15 protein-coding genes are annotated in these 15,971 nt (G+C 46.4%); 2 read left to right on the forward strand and 13 right to left on the reverse strand.

Translation table 11 applies throughout. The annotated features are described in order from the left end of the window. Positions 1-220 (forward strand): hypothetical protein (locus tag SPL68_RS16665; protein WP_323816301.1); only part of this gene is annotated, 220 nt, incomplete at its 5' end. Here SPL68_RS16665 and SPL68_RS16670 read toward each other — a convergent pair. The 9 genes from SPL68_RS16670 to SPL68_RS16710 all read right to left on the reverse strand — a co-directional run bounded on the left by SPL68_RS16670 (position 206) and on the right by SPL68_RS16710 (position 12,072). Beyond that, positions 206-3,577, reverse strand: coding sequence for a cellulose-binding domain-containing protein (locus SPL68_RS16670; protein WP_323816302.1), 3,372 nt, complete (start codon positions 3,575-3,577; stop codon positions 206-208). The two genes, SPL68_RS16665 and SPL68_RS16670, sit on opposite strands and share 15 nt — an antisense overlap. A 576-nt stretch (positions 3,578-4,153) precedes the next feature. Further along, a complete protein-coding gene (locus tag SPL68_RS16675) occupies positions 4,154-5,128 on the reverse strand; it encodes an alpha-E domain-containing protein (RefSeq protein ID WP_323816303.1) in 975 nt (324 codons plus the stop codon). Positions 5,129-5,131: 3 nt separating this feature from the next. After that, on the reverse strand, positions 5,132-6,577 hold the full coding sequence (locus SPL68_RS16680) for a circularly permuted type 2 ATP-grasp protein (protein ID WP_323816403.1): 1,446 nt from the start codon (positions 6,575-6,577) through the stop codon (positions 5,132-5,134). A 300-nt stretch (positions 6,578-6,877) separates the two neighbouring features. After that, complete coding sequence (locus tag SPL68_RS16685; protein ID WP_323816304.1) at positions 6,878-7,486, reverse strand: 2OG-Fe(II) oxygenase; 609 nt, start codon at positions 7,484-7,486, stop codon at positions 6,878-6,880. Between the two features lie 19 nt (positions 7,487-7,505). Continuing rightward, positions 7,506-8,330 carry a class I SAM-dependent methyltransferase gene (locus tag SPL68_RS16690; protein ID WP_323816305.1) on the reverse strand — a complete coding sequence of 275 codons (825 nt, stop codon included), beginning with the start codon at positions 8,328-8,330 and terminating at the stop codon, positions 7,506-7,508. A 99-nt stretch (positions 8,331-8,429) separates the two neighbouring features. Next, on the reverse strand, positions 8,430-9,083 hold the full coding sequence (locus SPL68_RS16695; RefSeq protein WP_323816306.1) for an energy transducer TonB: 654 nt from the start codon (positions 9,081-9,083) through the stop codon (positions 8,430-8,432). Positions 9,084-9,167: 84 nt separating this feature from the next. After that, positions 9,168-10,775 carry a M56 family metallopeptidase gene (locus SPL68_RS16700; protein WP_323816307.1) on the reverse strand — a complete coding sequence of 536 codons (1,608 nt, stop codon included), beginning with the start codon at positions 10,773-10,775 and terminating at the stop codon, positions 9,168-9,170. Positions 10,776-10,803: 28 nt separating this feature from the next. Continuing rightward, positions 10,804-11,220, reverse strand: a complete 417-nt coding sequence (locus SPL68_RS16705; protein WP_323816308.1) for a BlaI/MecI/CopY family transcriptional regulator — start codon at positions 11,218-11,220, stop codon at positions 10,804-10,806. 198 nt (positions 11,221-11,418) lie between these two features. After that, on the reverse strand, positions 11,419-12,072 hold the full coding sequence (locus tag SPL68_RS16710) for a YiaD family glycine zipper/OmpA-like lipoprotein (RefSeq protein WP_323816309.1): 654 nt from the start codon (positions 12,070-12,072) through the stop codon (positions 11,419-11,421). A gap of 190 nt (positions 12,073-12,262) precedes the next feature. Here SPL68_RS16710 and SPL68_RS16715 point away from each other — a divergent pair, with 190 nt between their 5' ends. Beyond that, a complete protein-coding gene (locus SPL68_RS16715; RefSeq protein WP_323816310.1) occupies positions 12,263-12,784 on the forward strand; it encodes a leucine-rich repeat domain-containing protein in 522 nt (173 codons plus the stop codon). A 23-nt stretch (positions 12,785-12,807) separates the two neighbouring features. Here the strand turns inward: SPL68_RS16715 and SPL68_RS16720 are convergent, their stop codons facing one another. From SPL68_RS16720 to bamC, 4 genes are all read right to left on the reverse strand, one after another. Beyond that, positions 12,808-13,083: a PilZ domain-containing protein gene (locus tag SPL68_RS16720; RefSeq protein WP_323816311.1), complete on the reverse strand. Its 276-nt coding sequence runs from the start codon at positions 13,081-13,083 to the stop codon at positions 12,808-12,810. A 136-nt stretch (positions 13,084-13,219) separates the two neighbouring features. Continuing rightward, entirely contained in the window at positions 13,220-13,930 is a 711-nt protein-coding gene (purC, locus tag SPL68_RS16725; RefSeq protein WP_323816312.1) for a phosphoribosylaminoimidazolesuccinocarboxamide synthase, read from the reverse strand. Between the two features lie 40 nt (positions 13,931-13,970). After that, positions 13,971-14,741: an MBL fold metallo-hydrolase gene (locus tag SPL68_RS16730; RefSeq protein WP_323816313.1), complete on the reverse strand. Its 771-nt coding sequence runs from the start codon at positions 14,739-14,741 to the stop codon at positions 13,971-13,973. After that, positions 14,742-15,956, reverse strand: a complete 1,215-nt coding sequence (gene bamC / locus SPL68_RS16735; RefSeq protein ID WP_323816314.1) for an outer membrane protein assembly factor BamC — start codon at positions 15,954-15,956, stop codon at positions 14,742-14,744. Between the last annotated feature and the right edge of the window lie 15 nt (positions 15,957-15,971).

The following is a 15,971-nucleotide window of genomic DNA, read 5'->3' on the forward strand; positions in this document are numbered from 1 at the left end:
TAAATATTTTGGGTGTTCAGAAAATAATGACATTGCTCGTCTGAGGGCGATGTTAAATCAGAAATGCGTGCCGTCTAAAAGCAAAAAATGCCCCGAGGTCATCGGAGCATTTTATCGACCAACAATGGCTGTGGGTTTTGACACAGCCTCTACGAGCCGGGTTTTCAATTGCGCCAAGAACAGTGCGTTGTTGCAGGTATGGACATTATTGCGGATTTAATCCCAGAATCTGCAGCACTTTCACGAAGTTGGCTTTGCGATCTGCCAAGCCATCTACCGCGCCGCTGATTGGGCAAGTAGAGTCTGGGCAGCCGCGGTTAACAATGCCGGATACAGCATTGATAAACGCATCGCCTTTCATACCGCCATCAACATAGGCTTTTAACTGTACGTAGTAATCCCAGTTGTACGCAGGATCGTTATAGCCTTGCACTTCGTTCATCCAGAAGAACAAACCGGCAATCCACTTGATCTCACCGTGATCGGTTGAGGAACAAATCAATTGTGGGTTAGAACACAAGTCCATATCCGCATAGAGTGGCTCAGCCGGTGCTGGTGTTACGGTTGTGCCATCGATAGTTTGACCAGCGTAAGCAGGATCAACATGGCTGCGACCGAGGAAGTGATTCAGTTTACCGAAGTTCAAGCGGCCGGTAGTTTGAATTACACCGCGCCCCCACCAACCACAACCTTCAATGCTCTTACCTGCACTGCCGTTCCATACAAACTTACCGGCTTTTTGACCATCGTACACTTTGCCTTCTTCACGCAGATAAGCTTGTGCTGATTTATCAACAGTAGTCACTGCAGGGAACCATGCACCGTAATCCCAGTAACCAACGCTGCCATTAACCAACAAGCCTTTCTTCGCCAATACGCGATCTGGTGCGGTGAACAATGGGCCTGGAGCACCGTACCATTTTGCGTTCGTCGTCGCAGTCACTTCCATTTTTGGATTGCGTGGGCAAGAGTATGGATTGTCGCGACCAGTCACTGGATCTTGGCCATAAGACGCATAGTCTTGTTGCAGCTGGCCACAAGAGGCAGAGATTGGATAGTTCACTGGATCACCGGTATTGATTGACCAGTTATTCTCATCACATGCATCGTATTGAATCGTTTCTTTCATACTTTGCGAGAGGAATGCAGCAATCGCCACTTTTGCATACTTGATGTTAGTTGCATCGTCTTTGGTTGGATCAATCAACCAGTATTTGGTTGGACCTACACCCACGTTGTGCATTGCGTTCAATGCCATCAGGAAGTCAGCCCATTTGTACACACTGGATGGCTCTTTACCGTTCGATGGTGTGGTGTAAAGGAATGCTTGATTGTTCATCGCGCTTTCAACACTCGCCAAATCGCTGTTCAATTGGGCAATTGTAGTAACAGCGCTCGCCGTCGTTAATTGACCTGAACCATACAATGGCATACCGCCCACTGCTTTGTTCGCGGCAATTTTGTCTTTCAACCAGCCGTTATCAGATGGACTGTTTGCAGTTGCAACCACAGAGGTACCGTTTTTGCTGCCCCACTGAATCGCAAACACGTTGCTGTAAGCAGCATAGCGCAATGCAGAAGTGCCCCAGTCATAGCTTGGAGTTTGTTGCAGCAGTGCATTAACGTTGCTTGCGCCAGCATAAACAGAAGCGCTCAACGGAATGCTTAATACTTCACTGCGAACATTGCTGATGGTTTTGCCAATGCTCTTATCGCCCATGAAATAAGTACCGGCGGTACCAGAATCATTTGCCAAATTGTAGCTACCCGTTGATTCACTCACGCTTGCCAAATGGCCGCCAGGAATTTGCCACAACATTGCAGGGATCGATAATGAATCAGTCACCTGACGCACGTAGTTCATATAGTTTTCCCATTCTTTGGCGCCATAGGCATAAGCAGTGCGCGCAGAAGGAGAGAAACCGTCATCAGCGGATTGATCGAACGCGAGGAAGTCCGGGCGATAACCATTGGTAGTGTATGCACCGATTGAGTTTGCGAAAGTCGATACAGTGAATGCAGCTGCACTCCATACATCTTGCAAGCCATCAAAATCAGTGTGTATCCAAGTGTTATTGCCAGGGCTTGATACGCCAACCACCCAACCGAAAGAGGCATCCGGGCTTAAACGTTTAATCAACAAGTTGTGCGCTTGCACCCAACCGGTGATGTTGTTTTGAAGGGCGCTATCCACCTCAGTTTTCAAATTATTCAGATTGTAAATCGCCCCTAAAGATTGGCTGCCAATCGCATAATTTGCTTCGTTGGTTAACGCATCTTTCACTGCTTGCTTAACATCAATCGCAACCCAAGCGCCTGCACTACCAAATGCCGTTTTGAAGCTGCCATTTTGGTTTGCTTGCCACTGCGCTAATAAACCAGCATTCAGAACCAACGCACCAGGGTTAGCGTGAGTTGAATCTTTGTTGGCTTGTACAGTTGCTGCAACGCGAATTAAATTTTGGAAATGCTTAACCAAATTGGCGCTATCCAAAATATCTTCTGCACCAACTCCTGATGCGTCTGCAGTCGCCAAACCGATAACGGGCAATACTTTTCCACCGCTCAGGTTTTCAATATTGCGCGCTTGGGCAATTGTTTGTGCGGTAACACTTGGAACAATCACTTGACCGCGATCACCAGTGCTATTGCCTTCGTTATTGAAAATAGAATCCACACCGGATGCAGCCAATGCATCATTTGCAGTTGCACTGTTATCGGTGAAAGAACCCATCGCCAAATCGCTTGGCCAGCCTTTTACTTTCAGGCTTACCGGGTTAGCGCGTGTTGGGAAGTAACCGGTAATCGCTACGCTCACACTGCTGCTGGAACCGCTGATACTGGAAGGGGCAGAAGAGGAAACTACTACCGAACTTGAAGAACTTAGTGATGAACTGCTAACGACCACACTGGATGAGCTGCTGCTCAGCGATGAACTGGATGGAGCGATTGAACTGGATGAAACTACAGAGCTAGATGAAACTACAGAACTGCTTGAAACACCGGAACAGTTTTGCACGAAGGTCCAAGAACCATCACTACCAGGAATACTTTGCGTCCACCAGTTAGCGCGATATGCAACACCTTGATATTGCATTTGATCACCACCGGTCGCGTAGGATGGATTACCTGCCCAATCTTTTTGAGTCCAATTTGGATAGACATTAATACCTGCACAAGCACCTGTTTGAGCAGAAGAACTGCTAGATGAAACGCTGGATGGCACACTGCTGCTTGAAGGCAAGCTGGATGACTGCACACTGGAAGAAACCAGACTACTTGAGGAGACGCTGGATGGAGCCTGGCTACTTGATGTAGTAGTAACACCGCAAGCACCCAAATCAGTCCATGCATTATTTGAAGCCCAACCTACTCCCGGCTCATAAGGCCCCCCGACAGAACACCAACCACCAACTGTGCACTGGAAGGCTTTATTCGCATTTTTAACCAACGCGCCTGTAGCATAAGCTGAGCCATTTACGTATTGCGTTAAGGAACTACAGTCATATGCCTGTGCCGCTGCCGGTAACAACAGCCCGGCTGACGAGATAAACATCAGCTTTGATAACACTTTCATTGCTTTTCCCTCGTGATTGATTAATTTTTTTCGGGCAAAACGACGCCCGCCCCTGTAATCGGGGTGATTTTTTTAAATTTCACTACAACATTACACAGCGGAGAATTCCAAAGGATTCCGCACTAATGGAAAGAGGCTTAACGAATACTGCAGCGGACATGAATCATTTTTTCAGGCAATAGAAAGCCATTTCGAGTTTTACTCGATTTCAAAAAAAATGATCAGCGGACTATTCAGTGATTAACCCGTCATTCGTTAGATTTTTATTATTCCCTTGCTGCCACTATCCGTTGTTACTTCCAACAACTCCAACAAAAGCTATTCCAACAAATATCGATAACCAACTTACGGAAAGACAACCAAAATAATTGCCTTAATGTGAAATTACGCGCAATGGACAACGTTGTCAAACTTATTTCAAGCGCGAGTAGAAAAGTTACAAGCAGATTACAGCAATTAAAATAGTGTGTGCATTTTTTTACCCAGCGTTAATTTTATGGCCAATTTAAGCGCATAAAAAAGGCCCGAAAACGGGCCAGATCTCAGAGAGATAACACGCAAAAGGTTCACTTTAGGTCACGCTGATTTTTGCTCCTGGGATTGAGCAATCACAACCGGTAGAAACCATGTTTCTGCAATTTTGAAATGCAAATTGCCAATTTCTAATTGCAGCTCATCGATATATTCATGCAAGCCGGATTTCAACAATTCATCCACATTGGCCTCATCTAATTTGTGTTGAATATTCACAATTGATTTCAACACATTTTCGCTGTTAGGCAATGCCCATAAGCATTGTTCTAACTGTTTAAGACAGTGCGCGACTGCGCGCGGGAAATCTTCGTTTTGCAATAAAAAGGTGACTACTGCACTAGCGTTAACACGATCACGCACATGTTGGCGATACATTTGATAAGCGCTAAGTGAACGCAACACACTCATCCACAAAATATTGTCGTAGGGCTCAAGCACTTCTGCTCCACCCAATGACAAATGCGGCAACAGATTCATCAGCCCTGCATCAACAATCCGCGTACTCATATCGGCACGCTCCAGATTGCGTCCAATACGAATTAAATCGTAAGCATTGTTGTGACTCATACATCCAGCCAACAAACCAGTAAATTGCTGCACACTGCTAATGACGTGTAACAAAATAATGCTGCGGTCACGGCGCGATGTCACCTTGTCGGCGCGGTCACGAATGTAATGATACAAATCGTTAATCAACTCCCAAGCTTCCATCGGCATAATTTCGCGGGTGATGCGCGAATTTTCACGCGCAAAGCTCAACGAATTAATTAACGATGCCGGATTTTTTTTGTCCGCCAAAATAAAATTAACAACGGTTTTTTCATCGGCCAATTGAGTATCGCGCTCAAAGTAACTGCCAGTGCCACTGATATCAATTAACGAGCCCCAGCCCACACGCACACCAGCGGGCAAATCCAGCAGCAAATTTGAGTTCACATTAACAAGGCGCGCAATATTTTCGCTGCGCTCCATGTAACGCCCCAACCAATAAATTCGTTCTGCTACACGTGACAACATGGCTTAGTCCTCCACCACGATCCAGGTATCTTTACTACCGCCACCTTGCGATGAGTTCACCACATAAGAACCTTTGCGCATGGCAACACGCGTTAAGCCGCCGGGAGTCACGCAGTGATCTTTGCCTTGTAAAACAAAGGGGCGCAAATCGATATGGCGCGGCTCAGCATTGCCATTAGTGAGGATTGGAGCAGTAGAGAGAGAAATTAATGGCTGCGCCATGTAATTGCGTGGATCAGCTTTAATGCGCTGCGCAAATTCTTCCAATTCTTTTTTAGTCGCCTGCGGGCCGATAATCATGCCGTAGCCGCCCGATTCATTGGCTGGTTTCACCACCAACTTATCAAGATTGGCGATCACGTAATCGCACTGTTTTTTATCAACACACAAATAGCTTGGCACATTGGGGAGAATAGGTTCTTCACCCAAATAATATTTGATCATCTCCGGAACATAGGTGTAGATAACTTTGTCATCCGCCACGCCCGCACCGGGGGCATTAGCAAGCGCAACATTACCTTTTAACCATGCACGCATTAATCCACGCACACCGAGCACTGAATCTGGATTGAACATCTCCGGATCCAAAAACAAATCATCGATGCGACGATAAATAACATCAACTCGTTTTAATCCATCGATGCTGCGCATATACACGCAGTCATCGCTATCAACGACGAGATCGCTACCCTCTACCAATTCCACACCCATTTGTTGCGCGAGATAGGAATGCTCGAAATAAGCAGAGTTATAAATCCCCGGGGTTAACACCACAATTTCAGGGCGATCCGCTTTGCGCGGCGATAAAGAGGCAAGCGTATCGAATAATTGATTCGGATAATCTGTTACCGGAACAATATTGTGATTTTCAAACAACTCAGGAAAAACACGCTTGGTTACTTTGCGATTTTCCAACATATAGGAAACACCGGAAGGCACACGTAGGTTGTCTTCCAGCACAAAAAATTCGCCTTTGTCATCACGAATTAAATCGCTACCGCAGATATGTGACCAGACGCCGTGAGCTGGCTTCATACCCATACATTCTTTGCGAAAGTTGACCGAATTTTCAAACAAGTAGGATGGCACTACTTTGTCTTTAATAATTTTTTGATCGTTGTAAATATCGTTAATAAATAAATTCAGTGCGGTTAAACGTTGGATCAAACCGCGCTCGGTTTTTTGCCATTCGCGCTGCGGAATAATGCGGGGGATAATATCGAATGGCCATTCGCGATCGATGTTGCCTGCATCGCTGTACACCGTAAAGGAAATACCCATGGTTTTAATGGCGAGTTCAGCGGAGAGTTTTCGGTCTTGTAATTCCTGCCCGGAAAGGGAGGCGAGATATTGGGTGAGGTGTCGGGTTTCAGGTCGGGGTTGGCCGGGCGCGCTAATCAATTCATCGTAGAAGTGGCCAGAATGGTAATTCTGCCAATCTATTTTCATCTCACTCATGGTGACTTCCTTCAGCATCGCGGCCTCACTTTAATATGCATTCTTAGCATTGTTATAGTGCTTGCCGAAAACCTGCTCCTGGTTTTCGTCTCCCCCAGGAACGATCTTTAGCAAACTATATCCAAACTATAATGATGCACCTGCAAATTCGTTGCCAACCGCCGCGATTCTTTTGTTGGCAAACAAACTCGCATGCAAACGACGGTCTTATCCTTAAATTCAAACGCTGGAAGTTATATTCAGTTACCCATTGAGGGCTTTTTTCTCTGTTAACAACTCCAGTGGGGCTTTTTACAACGGCTTTATACGAAACCAGCCAGCAATACTTTTCCGTGGCAGGGTTGCGGGCAAGACCTCATGGGGAAAATCTTCGCTGAGAAAAATAACCAACCTGCCACATTCCGGTGCAAAGCGAATCAATTCAACCTCACCTGCCTCATCATAGAGCACCAATTCACCACCGGCCAGCGGATCCCACTCGGGATTTAAATATAAAACGGTTGATAGCTTTCGACTCGGCGCTCCGCGAAATGCATCCAGGTGTTTTTGGTAAAAAGCGCCGGGCGCATAAACCGCAAAATGGCTTTCGTAATCAAACAAGCCCAAAAATAAGCGCCGGTTTAATCCCGACCTCAGTTTATCCATCCAGCATAAAAATTCTGTGACAGCGGGGACGCCAGCATTCAGCCATTGAATTGCATCGCTACGCACATTTTCATCGCGTTGATAGTCGCCCTGCCGCCCAACGCCTGCAGGCACCAGTGCGTCCTCTTGCTGCTGAAGATGATCAATCAGCGCCTGAACCAAAGCCGCACGCAGGGGATATTCGAGAACGATAAAGCCCGGGTCTGTAAGCGCAGCGGCAATTTGATCAAATAATGATTCAAGATCATCAGTCACAGAGGAATCCATGAGGAAATTACCGGGCAAGAGGGAGAACGTCAGGAAGTTTTTTAATAGTGTAAATATCGTAACGACTGGATTTACCTTCCAATTGATAGGAAGGTGTCTGGTTATTCAGGAAGGGCGCTTTGCGCGGGCGTTTTACCACCACGCGATAGTTCACCTTGCTCAGTGCCAGGGGTAGAAGCGCATCGGCATCTTCATCTTTACCGACGACAGAATGAAACGCCGCCATTTCCTTTTTCACATCAGCGGTTTTGGTTCGCTCGGGAAACATAGGATCAAGATAAATCACATCCGGGAATTGCTCCGGCGCTAGCAATTCAAGATAAGCGCGACTGTCTTGCTGCACCAATGCCATCCGCTCGATAACTTGCAGCAATTCAATATCCTGCTCACGCGCATATGATTGCGCTCGTTTCAAACCATCTTGCAACAGCACTTGAACGATAGGAGAACGCTCAAGCATGGTCATCTGACAGCCCAGTGTGGCCAACACAAAACTATCTTTACCCATGCCTGCGGTTGCATCCAGCACATGGGGGTAGACACCGGCTTTTATGCCGACTGCCTTGGCGATCATTTGCCCCTTGCCACCGCCAAACTTGCGCCTATGATCGACCGCCCCTTCCGTAAACTCGACCAGTATCGGTCCAGGCGCTTTGCGGCCAGTTTGTTGCAGCGCGATACAATCTTCTGACACCTGCACAACAAAATCTGCAGCATCAATATGCTCTGCAAGCTGATCGACAAACAGCGGGATTTGCCATTGATCTGCCAAATGCTGTGCAAACGGTAATGATTCTGAGCTGTTGCAAAGAATAGCGAGGGAGGGCGTCATAAATTAACCGGCGAGGAGCGAACGAATAGGCCGGCATTATCTATCCGCACACTCATCCCTCGCAATCGTTAGCCGCGGAAACAGGCGTTTATTTTTGCTCTACTTTTCCATCGTAAAACGCACACGGTCTTTCACATCAAACGTTTTTACCGGAACACCATCGACAGTATTGGGTTTGTACTTCCATCCTTTGATCGCCTTGATTACGCTCTTATTGAAGATGGTGGATGGAACATAGGCGATGATGCGGATATTGTCTGTTGTACCCAAGGGCGTTACATCAAACATCACATCAACATAACCCTCGATACCTTTTGCTGCGGCATTTTGCGGGTACTGGGGAGCAATTTTAATGAAGGGCACCATTTGCCCGCCCGCACCTACCCCACCATCAATTGGCGGCTTAACAACAACTATAGGATCGAGAATGCTGATGCCCGGCTCAGGGTCAACATCCACCTGCTCGTTGTTGCGAATTACCGGCGGCTGATTCTGTTCAACAGGCTTAACAGGAAGCGGATCTTCAAACGTCGGGATTTTCTCAGGAAAATCGGCAACTACATTGGGTATTGCTGGAACCGGCTTTGGCACTATCACCGGGTAATCTTTGTGCACCAATAAAAACATTATGTACAACAAGCCGACAGTAATGAAAAACGCTGCAGGTATAGCCCCCATCAAACTCAATAACGAATGATGGCGTGCGACATGTGATTGATCGTAAGAACGGGTAAATGCGGCTGAACTACTCATAGTTATATCCTCGTGGGTTTATTTAGGCAAAGCGACGCCCTGCCAAGGTCTAGCAACGCAAAAAACATAGGGAGAGAGATTTAGTTATCGTCGGCGATGATCGATTAATTCATCATCGGAAAGAGAGGTACCAAGTGATTTATCACTACCAGACCTTTTTGCATCAGCGACTAAATTAAAGCGAAACAACTCAGTTACGCCCTGCACCACTACGGGTTGGCCATCCAACAATTGCGGTTGATAGCGGGACTTTTTAAGCGCTTTCAACACACTGCGATCAAAAATTCCAGAAGGTGAATGAGCGTTGATCTGCGGCTCAATAATTTCTCCATTCACATCAATGGAAAATTTTACCTCTACCCAGCCTTCCACACCTCGCTCAAGAGCCAAAGCAGGATATTCAGGCGTCGCCATGACAAGCGGCAAATATCCTTGAATTTGAATTGCAGGAATGGCAAGCGATTGTTTGTGCTCGCCTATCACACTATCAAGTGCTTGCATCTCTTGTTTTGTGGGTCGCGCAACATGAATTGCAACTTGTTCAATATTTGTAATTGATGCAGGAGAAGATTCAATTCGCGGTTTCAATTGTTGCAATAAGTCCCAACTGAATTGCTCAACTTTTATTGCATGCGCATCCACAACGGCAGGATTGTGAGATAAAAACTCCAACCGCAAAGCTCGCACAACTCGCTCACTTATTGGTGATTTCACCGGAATAAGTTGCACGCAGGCAAAGAGCGAGACGAATAATCCACCAATAATTAACCAATATTGCGCCGCCTCTACCGGCACCGGCCGGTGCGAACGTTGTTTATCCAATACCGACATAATGCGTGAATAAATAGGAGACGAACCGCGCATATATAAAGCATCATTGTCGGTACGGCTTTGCCCAGCCTCGCTCGCGATTGCCAACAAACTTTGAGCATAAGCGACATGCTTATCATGTAATTTATAGATGTAATCATCACAAGCAATCTCTGCTTGCTGATAAATTAATTGGGCCAAATACCACACAGGAACTAAAAACCAAAAACAGGCACAGGTTATTTTTATCGCGAGCGTTGTTAGCCAATCCCAGCGGGCGATATGCCCTAACTCATGCACAAATACACTTAATTGTTTTTCTTCGCTCCATGCCAAGGCTTCGCGCGGCAACATGATGACCGGGCGCCATAAGCCCCAAGTTTGTGGCGAATTGATTTCAGTTGAGACAACAACGCGTACAGAACGAGAAATATCAAGAAGTTCGCGCAGCTCGTTTACTTGCGCAAGAATAATTTCATCTTCTACTGCCTGTGCACGCAACACCATACGATTAAGCCCGTATACGCCTAGCGTCAAATAAAACAGCAGCCAGGTTGCAGGCAACAAATACAATCCAGCAATAAGGATCAAGCCTGTTACGTCTAGTGAACTGACCAGCACTGGCATTAATGCATTCAACCACTCTTGTGGAATTTGAATCACTCGCACAAGATTCGGAAAATACACAACATCAATTATCGGCAAAATGCCAGCCAATAGCGGCAGCAACAACACACTAACCAGACCAAGGCTTAATACAAAATGTTGCAGTGCCGCTGATTTTTTACGCACACAAAACCACAGCAATAAAATCACTAGGATCAGAATAAACGGTTTGATAAATCCGTTAACAATCACGCTATTAAGAATCATCGAATCCATACTGGTCACTCAGTGCTATGTGATCAAATCATTCGGGACGTTGCTTTTCGTTTTCAGCAGCCGCATCAATTGCCTGTTGCAACTGGGCAATCTCATCACTACTTAATTTTTCTTTATTCATCCCCAAGAGTGCATTAACGGCCGCAGCAGTCGAACCAGCAAAGAATGTTTTCAGTAATTTTTGCAATGCTGATGTACGCGCCTCTTCCTGTGCTACAACCGGAAAATAAATGTAGCGAGGACCGTCCTCCCGATAATTGACTATCTGTTTTTCCACCAATTTCGCCAAGAGTGCACGTACCGCAGAATAACTGGGGGCATCGGGTATAGCCGCTCGAACATCCTGAGCAGACAACTCCCCAGCTTCAAACAGCGCATCCATAATTTGTCGTTCACGTCGACTAAGCTGCGCTGCCGCACTTCTATCTTGTTCATCTAAAGCCATAGCTGTATCCATCAATTTCAAAATCAGTTCTGCTAATTTTTTAGCATCATGCTAATAAATTAGCACCAACGATGATTAAGTCAATCAAAATCCTGCTAAAAAATTAGCAGGACATGCTAGATCACTGATTTTATTGGATTTCAATCAATAAAAAAGCCGCTGCGGTTACCCGAGCGGCTTTTGACGATCAGCTAAAGCTTATTCGTTAGGAACCAGTTCCAGTTCTACACGACGGTTTTGCTCACGACCACTTGCGGTATCGTTACTGGCAACCGGGTAGCGCGAACCGTAACCATAAGCTTGAATACGCGCACTACTCACCTTCTGGCTACGCAGATACATAGCTACGCTATTTGCGCGATTCTCACTCAAGGGTTGGTTAATTTTGTCGCCACCAGTAGAGTCGGTGTGGCCGGTTACACGGATGGAGGTTTTGTTGAATTCAGCTAACACTTTGGCAACTGAATTTAATACAGCGAAAAAGTCCGAGCGAATATCGGCACTGTTTGATGCAAAGGTAATGTTGCCAGGCATGATCAGGGTCAGATTGTTGCCATCGCGTTGAACCTGTACGCCGGTACCTTGCAGTTCAGCGCGCAGTTTTGCTTCCTGGCGATCCATATAGTTACCTACACCACCACCCACTACACCGCCAATCGCAGCACCTTTTAATGCACGCTCACGACGATCTTTTGCGTTATCACCTGTTGCTGCACCCAATACCGCACCAGCAACAGCACCTATACCGGCGCCTTTAGTAGTGTTATTGGTTTTTTGTTCACCAGTGTAGGGATCAGTTGTAGTACAACCAACAATAGCGAAAGACAACACGGCTGCGAGGATATATTTCATATAAAAACTCTCCAATAAAGCGTAAAACAAACAGGGATGTAATACATGACGACTTGTGACGATTGTTAAATACCAGAACTGAATAAATACTGAATTCAATTATTGCTGGCAAACGTATATCTGATTACAGTGGCCAGACAATTCGCATATATTGCGCGACATTTTCCGCTCTACTGCAGGTAAATTCCATATGCACAGCAAATCTTTAGTACTTTTTTGTGGCTTGGTCACAAGTTTACTGACAGCGGGATGTAAAAATTATTCCGTAAGCGTCAACGAAAATGTTGTCTATACACCACCGGCAATATTTAAAGATTTCCAACTCGCAGACAGCTTATTGCACGATTGTGTAGAACAAACGATTTACGATTTACACATCACCAGCGCAGAGGAATTGACACGATTAAATTGCAGCAATGCAGGAATTAAATCGTTGACAGGGTTAGATAAATTTTTCGCATTGAAAGAATTAAATTTAGCCGAGAATCAATTAACTGACATCAGCACAATTGGGCAACTAGGGCGATTAGAAAAACTGATATTGAGCAAGAACCAGATCAAAAATCCGGCGCCTTTATTGAATTTATTACACATCAAACAGCTGTATTTGGATAACAATCCACAAATGACGTGCAATGATTTGATTCAGCTGCAAAAAAATCCATCCAATCAAAAACTGGATTTGCTGCTGCCAGCACAATGCGCCAACTAATTATTGCAGCCTTCTAGCGCGACTTAGGTCGCGCCACGTACAAACATTAAACCGATAGTGTTGCGTAACTGATGCACGACTCGCATACGCACAGGTTCTGCATTAATCGCACCTACGGCTTTTTTGAATTTAACCATCACCTCTGTACCCACTGGCGGGCACACCTGATTTTCAATCAACACCTGAGCGCCGCCATCGGAAATATCACGTGCAAAACCGACAATTGTGCCAAAGCTCGGATGAGTCATTTCTACACGCACCGAGGTTGTAGTGCGTTCAAACACGCGACGTTCGTTCACTGTACATTCTCCATTTTGCAATCAGTAACTAAAGTTCTGCCAAGTAAGTGTACTGCTTGAGTATAGATATTATTCGTTAAACTTCACTTGTAATAAAAAGGGGGCCTAAGCCCCCCTATATATGCAGGACGCCGGATTAGAAAGTTAAACCCAGGCGCTGACCGACCATTTCATAAGACTCGATCACATTACCCAGATTCTGACGGAAGCGGTCTTTATCAAGCTTCTCACGAGTATCTTTATCCCACAAACGGCAACCATCGGGTGAGAATTCATCACCCAGAATCACTTCACCTTTGTGCAAACCAAACTCTACTTTGAAGTCTACCAACAGCATATTGCCGGAAGCGAACAATTCCTTCAGTACACCATTGATTTTGAAGGTCAGCTCTTTCATGCGCGCCATTTGCTCAGGAGTTGCCCAACCAAAGGATTGCACGTGTGATTCGTTGATCATTGGATCTCCCAAGGCATCGTTCTTCAAAAACAATTCAAAGGTTGGTGGATTCAGATCAATACCTTCCTGAACACCTAAACGACGCACCAAAGAGCCTGCAGCCAAATTGCGCACTACACACTCAACCGGAATCATATCCATGGTTTTAACCAATGACTCAGTGTCCGATACCAGTTTCACAAAGTGAGTGGGAATACCCGCTTCTTGCAGCTTGGTCATAATGAAGGCATTGAACTTGTTGTTCACCATACCCTTGCGATCCAGCTGCTCGATACGCTTGCCATCAAACGCGGAAGTATCGTTGCGGAACAACATAATCACATGATCAGGATCATCTGTTTTATAGATAGATTTGGCTTTGCCAGCATAGAGTTGTTCGCGCTTTTCCATTGATAGACCTGCTATTCAAAAAGTAAATATTGGAGACAAATTAAGAAATCGATAACCAGTCAAACCCCTGGTTTTGACACGCAAAGGTCACTTGTTTGACCTCGGCCGTGACAGGTGCCAAAGCAGCTTGCGCCAACTCCAGCGAATTATTCTGTAGGCTAATGTGCGCCACTACCAGATGTTGCAATCTTGCGCAGTTCAAGCGCTGCAAAAAACCAGCAGCCTGCTGGTTGCTTAAATGCCCCCAGAGTCCGCCTACCCGCTGCTTTAGCGAGGGAGGATAAGCTCCGGAAGCCAGCATGATCGGATCGTGATTCGCCTCTAATACCATAGCGTCCAGATCCTGATAATGAGCCTCAACATGCGCCGTAATGCTGCCCAAATCAGTCAAAACCCCCAAACGCAACCCGGAATACTCAAACACAAACTGTGTAGGTTCACGCGCATCGTGCGGTACAGCAACAGGGGTCACCTGCAAATCATTCAGCACAAACGGAGTATAGGCTTCGATCAAGCGTAAATCCGGCAATTCACCAAGGTTGCGGCTGTGATAGGTTCCCGGCGTCATATACACCGGTAAATCATAACGCCGCGCCATGGCGGCGACACCTTTGATGTGATCCGTGTGCTCATGGGTCACCAGTATCGCCTGCAAATCCTCAGCGCGCTTACCCAAACGCTCAAGACGCAGAATTGCCTCTTTAACGCTAAAACCGCAATCGATCAACAGTGTGCCCGCGCTCCACTCCACCAACGTAGAGTTGCCGCGGCTGCCGCTACCTAGAGACGCAAAGCGCAGCGGAGCCTGCATTTAGATCAGATTTCTCCGCAACACTGTCAGCAATTCACGCGCTTCGTGAGGAGTCAAACGCTTGCCGTAAGGATCACGGACACGCACTACAAAATTGCCGTCTGTCCCTGATACTACAATCAAATAACCCGGTGCATCCGGCAGAGTCTTCTCTTCATCACGATCCGAACGAGGCGCCTTTTCAAATGCTTCGCCAGTCAGCATATTGGTTTTAATCTGCTCAAGACTGTAAGGAGTCGTCGGAATTTTAGGCTCCAAGCCAATATGGAATGTACGTCTAAACCAACCCGGCGCAGCGTCTTCAGGATCGACATAGTGAACGTAGTACAAACCAGCATCTACATCAGCTTCAAAAGTTGTGAAGCCATCGCGTTTAGCGGCATAAGTCAGTGTTGCAAAGGAACGCTGGCGATCCAGCTTGATGGTCATAATCGGCTCGCTGCCCGACACACCCAAGTTAGCTTTCACCGAACCGCCAATATTTTGCGCTAAGAGTGAAGTACCGCCCTCGGTCGATTCACTGGCAAGCGTTGCGGCTAATTCATCCAACATCCATTTTTCACGCTCAGGATTAACCGAACGGCGCGGCCACCCCATATCAGCTGCTGGTTTTTCCGCAACGGGAACACTCATGTGAGTGATGTGAATTTCGGTAGTTTCCGGTTGTACACCTTGGTCAATTTGCAGGCGGTATCTATCGTAAGTCGATAAATCTGTCTTGAACTGCAACCAACTGGTTTCAATGATGCCTTTGCCAATATCCGCTTTGCTTACCGCAAGAGTATTTACGTTAAGGAAGTTACGAATACGCGGCCAAACTTCACCCGGTGCAGCATTTAACAGAATCCAGCTCTCGCTGCCTACGCGCTGGATTTTGACGTTTTCTTGCTCCAGATTGGCTGAGATTGGCATAGGGCGCGGCACTTCATAATCGTCCGCAGTAGGGTCGTAACCAAAGTCCGTCGCCGTGATTGGCGGTATGGGATAAAGCTCACCCATGGTTTCCGATTTTTTGCCCGCAGGTAAAACCAGAGGTGGGATATTGTCGGCCTTTACATAATCGCCTTCGCGATTGCGGAACACACCTTCATCGCCAAAAAACATACCGCAGCCAGAAATGGAAACGGTGAGACTGGCAACCACTAACGCCAACAAAGGGCGTTTGATCGACAGCAAAGGAGTTGTTGTTATGCTCATTGCTTTAATTAGACTCATGAATCATCTCATCGA

Source organism: Cellvibrio chitinivorans, assembly GCF_035117775.1.
GTDB lineage: Bacteria > Pseudomonadota > Gammaproteobacteria > Pseudomonadales > Cellvibrionaceae > Cellvibrio > Cellvibrio chitinivorans.

Coding starts and splice junctions, on each gene's coding strand:
- SPL68_RS16700 (WP_323816307.1), bottom strand. CDS start 10,775: ATGGATTCGATGATTCTTAATAGCGTGATTGTTAACGGATTTATCAAA.
- SPL68_RS16675 (WP_323816303.1), bottom strand. CDS start 5,128: ATGTTGTCACGTGTAGCAGAACGAATTTATTGGTTGGGGCGTTACATG.
- purC (WP_323816312.1), bottom strand. CDS start 13,930: ATGGAAAAGCGCGAACAACTCTATGCTGGCAAAGCCAAATCTATCTAT.
- SPL68_RS16730 (WP_323816313.1), bottom strand. CDS start 14,741: ATGCAGGCTCCGCTGCGCTTTGCGTCTCTAGGTAGCGGCAGCCGCGGC.
- bamC (WP_323816314.1), bottom strand. CDS start 15,956: ATGAGTCTAATTAAAGCAATGAGCATAACAACAACTCCTTTGCTGTCG.
- SPL68_RS16680 (WP_323816403.1), bottom strand. CDS start 6,577: ATGAAAATAGATTGGCAGAATTACCATTCTGGCCACTTCTACGATGAA.
- SPL68_RS16710 (WP_323816309.1), bottom strand. CDS start 12,072: ATGAAATATATCCTCGCAGCCGTGTTGTCTTTCGCTATTGTTGGTTGT.
- SPL68_RS16705 (WP_323816308.1), bottom strand. CDS start 11,220: ATGGCTTTAGATGAACAAGATAGAAGTGCGGCAGCGCAGCTTAGTCGA.
- SPL68_RS16670 (WP_323816302.1), bottom strand. CDS start 3,577: ATGAAAGTGTTATCAAAGCTGATGTTTATCTCGTCAGCCGGGCTGTTG.
- SPL68_RS16695 (WP_323816306.1), bottom strand. CDS start 9,083: ATGAGTAGTTCAGCCGCATTTACCCGTTCTTACGATCAATCACATGTC.
- SPL68_RS16715 (WP_323816310.1), top strand. CDS start 12,263: ATGCACAGCAAATCTTTAGTACTTTTTTGTGGCTTGGTCACAAGTTTA.
- SPL68_RS16690 (WP_323816305.1), bottom strand. CDS start 8,330: ATGACGCCCTCCCTCGCTATTCTTTGCAACAGCTCAGAATCATTACCG.